Below are 4,699 nucleotides of genomic sequence, written 5' to 3' on the forward strand. Positions count from 1 at the left end.
CGCCATTTTGCTGTTAAGCGCTTGTTCGGTGCGCGGCGATGCGGCGGATTTGTATAAGCAAGAAGCGCCGTTGCAGATCGCAGCGGAAGTGCCGGAAGAAATCGCTCCCGGTGAAACCGTTAATGTTAAGGCGAAATTGACGCAAAACGGTGAACCGGTGGACGAAGCGAATTTTGTTCATTTTGAAGTGCGCAAGCAGGATGGCTCGATTCCGTATCCGATGAAAGAAGCGCAAGCGCTGGGAGGCGGCGTTTATGAAATGGAAGCCAGTTTTAAGAGCGCTGGGCTGTATTTCCTCGAAGTGCATGCCGGTAGCGGAGATGCCATCAGTAATCCCCATTACCAATTCATTGTCGGGGACCTTTCCGAAAGCGAACTCGACAGTTTGAAAGAAGGGCCGGAACCGGATGAGGGAAGTTCCGGGCACCATCATTAAAAGTGATTTTTTTGCCGAAACCTTCTTCTCGAACCGCACATAAAGTCCTGATTAACTAAAATTGTTAAAAAGACGTGAGCATAAGGTTTAGAGAAATTTTCATTGAATGGGAAAAAAGCAATAATTTCGGGTATAGAACATTATAGAAAAACTTGGAGCCGCGGAACAGGACGAAAGGACGGTATAAGTGAACGAAGAGTTATTGATTGCTGATGAAGTCAGAAGAACCTTGAAGGCACGCTGTGAATACAGTGAAGGAAAGTTTCATTTCACAAAAACCAAGAAACTGGATATTTTCCTCGGCTCCAGTCTTTTTGTTTTCAAACTGGATATGGAAATCAGCTTCGGGCATTTCCAGCAAGACGGCGCGGCTGTCAATAAAGCCCGTGTATACATCTTGCCGGAAGAAATACTGGCTTTTGAAGAGACCTTGCGCAAATTCCCGATTCCGCTGCCGATTGCATTTCGCCAGTGCATCCACATGAATCAGAACCTTGTTGAAATCACGATGGAATCGCTCGAGCCGCCTAGGCATTTTGCCTTGAGACTGGTCGCAGCGCTGAAAGAAATCGAACCATGATCCATCTCCGATCCAACTCAAGCAATGTTGACTTCGCATATGACAGAAACCAACCCTTATAGATCGGAGAGAATGAACATGAACCACTTACAAACAGAAATCAAAAGCGAATTACTAGAAGCCATGCTGAACGGCAGCCAAGTAGCGGCCGTCGTTACAGACCCCGAACAACAAGACAACCCGATCATCTACTATAATGAAACCTTCGCACAACTGACAGGGTACGCAGAACACGAGATTATCGGGCGAAACTGCCGCTTTTTGCAAGGCGACAACACCGACCGTTTCACCATCGGAAAAATCCGGCAGGCCATCGAAAAACGTGAGAAAATCACCGTCACGCTGGAAAACTACCGAAAAGACGGCACAACGTTTTGGAACCGGCTGAACATTGAACCGGTCACCATGGACGGCCACCTATATTTCATCGGCACGCAAACGGACATTACCAACGAAGTGGAACAGCAAGTGGAGCTGAACGAAAAAGAGCAGGAAATCAACGAGCAAATGCTGCCGATTTTGCCGATCGACGACAATATCGGAGCAGTGGCCTTGGTCGGGAAGATGAACAATTTGCGTTTTGACGTCCTGACCTCGAAATTGAGCCATTTCGTTCGCGATACGCGCACACGACACATCATCATCGACGTCACGGGTGTACTGTGGGAGAAGAATTTCCTCTACACCAACCTCTTGATGATTCAGGATGTACTGAGGCTGATGGGAAGCAAATTGTACATTTCCGGCATCAGCCCTAAAACCGCCATGGAAATCGTCAATATTAAAGATGATGACCAGAGTTTGTTGACCTTTGCGACGGTGCAGCAAGTCATCCAGCGTCTGCAGTCGAAATAACCGATAAACTGAAAAAATCCCCTTGTTCCACATCGGAACAAGGGGATTTCTACGTTCTACTGCTGTGACTTTGTGTAATCGTGATAGCCTTGCTTGAAAAACCCGTACCATTCATCGATTTCCGCTTGCGGTGCGGCATTCAGCGCTTCGAGCACTTCTTTACCGAATTCGAGGAATGCGGAGCCGTTGGCGGTGATGAGCTGTCCGCTGCGAACGGCTTGCTGTTGGAGGTAGCGGGATTCGTTCGTGTAGCGATAGCCTGAAGTTTCCTGCAAATCGTCCAGATGATTGCTCGTATGCGGCACATCGTTTAACAAGCCGTTCTTTCCGAGAAATACCGAGGCGTCGCAAATGGCGCCGAGCACGGCTTGCTGGCTGATTGCTTTGTCGACCAGCTCCATGACGCGTTCGCTGCCGTCTTTGCGCCAGGAATTGCCGCCGATGAGGATCAATCCCGCGAATTCCTCCGGGGCATCGTCAATACTGTAATCGGGCACCACGGTAAAGCCGCCGATTGATCGAACCGGCTCTTTTGTCAGCGACACCGTCTTCACATCGAATCTGAGGCCGTCGCCTTCCGGTTCTTCGTTCAATGCCGCTGCCAAAGACGCTGCTTCCCAGTCCGCATACTCGTCCAATAGCACAAAAAGGACTTTCTCGTTCATGCTGTTCATTCCTTTCGTGTGAATATTCGCTTATTCGTTAAGCGAATTATAGCACAGTCATAAGCGTATACTTCCGGGAAGTGGCTATGTGTCAGTGGCCGCCGGTGATTTCCAAATAGAAAATCATAAACAGGCTGATGAGGCCGATGACTGCCATGATGCCGTAAGCGATTTTTCGCAACATGCCTTTTTTAAAGTAAGCGAACAAGACGAAAAAGTACAGCACCGCTGCCGGCACTAGGAAGGTTAAAAAGCCGCTGACGTCTTCTATGTGGTGGGCGAAAATCGAGATCGCGAGACCTAAGAACAGGGCGGCGCCGTAGAGTGTCATAACGTTTTTTAAGCTTTTTTCAGGGTCGTTGTTTTGTGAAGCAGCCATAATATCCAAACTCCTTGTCGTTTTATCAGTCCCAATGATTGAATATCAATTGGCCTGTCGTATTCGGTTTCCAATAAGCCGCTTGTTTCAATTCGGCTTTGTTTAACTGTAGCGCGTTTAGCTGTTCGCTATCAAGCGGCACGTCGCACCAAGCTTCATTTTCTGCTAACCGGAAGCCTTCACTGTGAGAACTTCATTGCCCGGGAAATAAAAACGAAGCGCTTCTCATTGACGGGAACATTTACGAATGGTAAATTAGATTTAATTACAGACAACAAGAGTCTTTAATATCCGCGAAAGAAATTGAGGGGGATGTCCGATGAAGTATTCAAATGCCACAAACTACGCCTTGCATACGATGGTGCAGTTAATTCGCCTCCCGCGTGATGCGTCGATCGGCGTACAGGAACTGGCGAAAGCCCAGCAGTTATCGCCGACTTATTTGTCGAAAATCTTGACCAAGCTGACAAAAGCCGGCTTGATCGAGTCGACACCGGGCGCAAAAGGCGGCTACCGGCTGGCACGCGGCGAGCGGGACATCTCGTTTTTCGATGTGATCCAGACGATTGAAGGCGAGAGCCATTTATTCGACTGCACGCTCCATCGCCACGAAGGCTGCCTGATTGAGAAAGTCATGCGGGACGCCGAAGCCAATATGAAAAAAGAACTTCAGGAACAACTGTTAGTGGATATTGCAGAACAGGCAGGACAACACCAAGGAGGCGATGGGAAATGAACGATTCGTTTACTAACCAGAAAGCAGCGCTCGATTGTGCGATTATCGGCGGCGGGCCGGCGGGGCTCAATGCAGCGCTCGTGCTCGGCCGTTCATTGAAAAAGACCTTGCTTTTCGATGATAACCAGCCGAGAAACCGCGTGACGCATGAATCGCACGGATTTTTGACACGCGACGGCATCAATCCCCAGGAACTGAAACGATTGGCGCAACAAGAACTCACGCATTACCCGGATGTCGAGATCAACACGAGCCGCGTCGCAACGGTCACGAAAGAACCAAAAGCTTTCCGCATCGAAACGGAAGGCGGGGAAGTATTCCACGCGAGAAAAGTGATTCTGGCGACCGGATTTACGGAAACCTTGCCGGACATTCCGCGCGTCCAGGAGTTTTATGGCACAAGCCTGTTCAGCTGCCCATTCTGCGACGGCTATGAAATGCGCAGCGAGCCGCTGGTCATCATTTCGGAAAATGAAGCAGCGGGGCATCTCGCAAAAGTCGTCTCCAACTGGACGAACAATTTGATCATCGCGACCAACGGTAAAAAACACATCACCCCTGATGAGCAAAAAACGCTTGAGCACCATGGCGTCCTCGTCTACGAAGAACCGATCCGTTCACTGGACGGCGAAAACGGCAAGCTGCGCGCCATCACATTCGAAGACGGCACGACGATCGAGCGCTCCGGTGGATTTGTCACAGCCGAGTGGCACCAGTCCACCTCCGTCGCAAAAGATTTGGGATGCTACATCAACGAACGCGGTGGGGTGGAGACCGACCCGATGCAGCGCACCAATGTCGAAGGTGTCTTTGCTTGCGGTGATATTTCCATGGGGCCCGCGCAATTGATCATCGCAGCCGGACAAGGGAGTCTCGCCGCCACCAGTGTTGTCGCGGCCTTCACGGAAGAACGATTCGGCGAATGAACCATGCAGAAAAGAGGGAGACTATGCATAAGCATCATAACAAAATCGCCTATTTGGACGATCCGCAGCGAAACGGCGGCCTGACAGCGGAAGCCTTGCTCAATCAGCTGCACATCAAAAAA

7 protein-coding genes are annotated in these 4,699 nt (G+C 49.9%); 5 read left to right on the top strand and 2 right to left on the bottom strand.

Annotated elements, in window-relative coordinates; translation table 11 throughout:
- From ON064_RS17105 to ytvA, 3 genes are all read left to right on the top strand, one after another.
- A partial coding sequence (locus ON064_RS17105) for a FixH family protein (RefSeq protein WP_342455360.1) occupies positions 1–436 on the top strand: 436 nt, incomplete at its 5' end.
- Between the two features lie 187 nt (positions 437–623).
- Entirely contained in the window at positions 624–1,016 is a 393-nt protein-coding gene (locus ON064_RS17110) for a hypothetical protein (protein WP_274625715.1), read from the top strand.
- A gap of 78 nt (positions 1,017–1,094) precedes the next feature.
- The gene (gene ytvA / locus ON064_RS17115) at positions 1,095–1,871 is read left to right on the top strand and encodes a YtvA family blue-light photoreceptor (protein WP_274625716.1); all 777 of its coding nucleotides are present in this window, start codon (positions 1,095–1,097) and stop codon (positions 1,869–1,871) included.
- A 56-nt stretch (positions 1,872–1,927) separates the two neighbouring features.
- Here ytvA and ON064_RS17120 read toward each other — a convergent pair whose 3' ends face one another.
- Positions 1,928–2,536 (bottom strand): type 1 glutamine amidotransferase family protein, encoded by a 609-nt coding sequence (locus ON064_RS17120; RefSeq protein WP_274625717.1) that lies wholly within the window; start codon positions 2,534–2,536, stop codon positions 1,928–1,930.
- Positions 2,537–2,627: 91 nt separating this feature from the next.
- A complete protein-coding gene (locus tag ON064_RS17125) occupies positions 2,628–2,915 on the bottom strand; it encodes a hypothetical protein (protein WP_274625718.1) in 288 nt (95 codons plus the stop codon).
- 319 nt (positions 2,916–3,234) lie between these two features.
- Between ON064_RS17125 and ON064_RS17130 the strand changes: the two genes are divergently transcribed.
- Both ON064_RS17130 and ON064_RS17135 read left to right on the top strand, forming a co-directional pair.
- Positions 3,235–3,651 carry an Rrf2 family transcriptional regulator gene (locus ON064_RS17130; RefSeq protein ID WP_274625719.1) on the top strand — a complete coding sequence of 139 codons (417 nt, stop codon included), beginning with the start codon at positions 3,235–3,237 and terminating at the stop codon, positions 3,649–3,651.
- Complete coding sequence (locus ON064_RS17135) at positions 3,648–4,577, top strand: NAD(P)/FAD-dependent oxidoreductase (protein ID WP_274625720.1); 930 nt, start codon at positions 3,648–3,650, stop codon at positions 4,575–4,577. The genes ON064_RS17130 and ON064_RS17135 overlap by 4 nt, the downstream gene beginning before the upstream one ends.
- The last annotated feature ends 122 nt before the right edge of the window (positions 4,578–4,699 follow it).

This window comes from Planococcus sp. A6, assembly GCF_028823615.1.
GTDB lineage: Bacteria > Bacillota > Bacilli > Bacillales_A > Planococcaceae > Planococcus.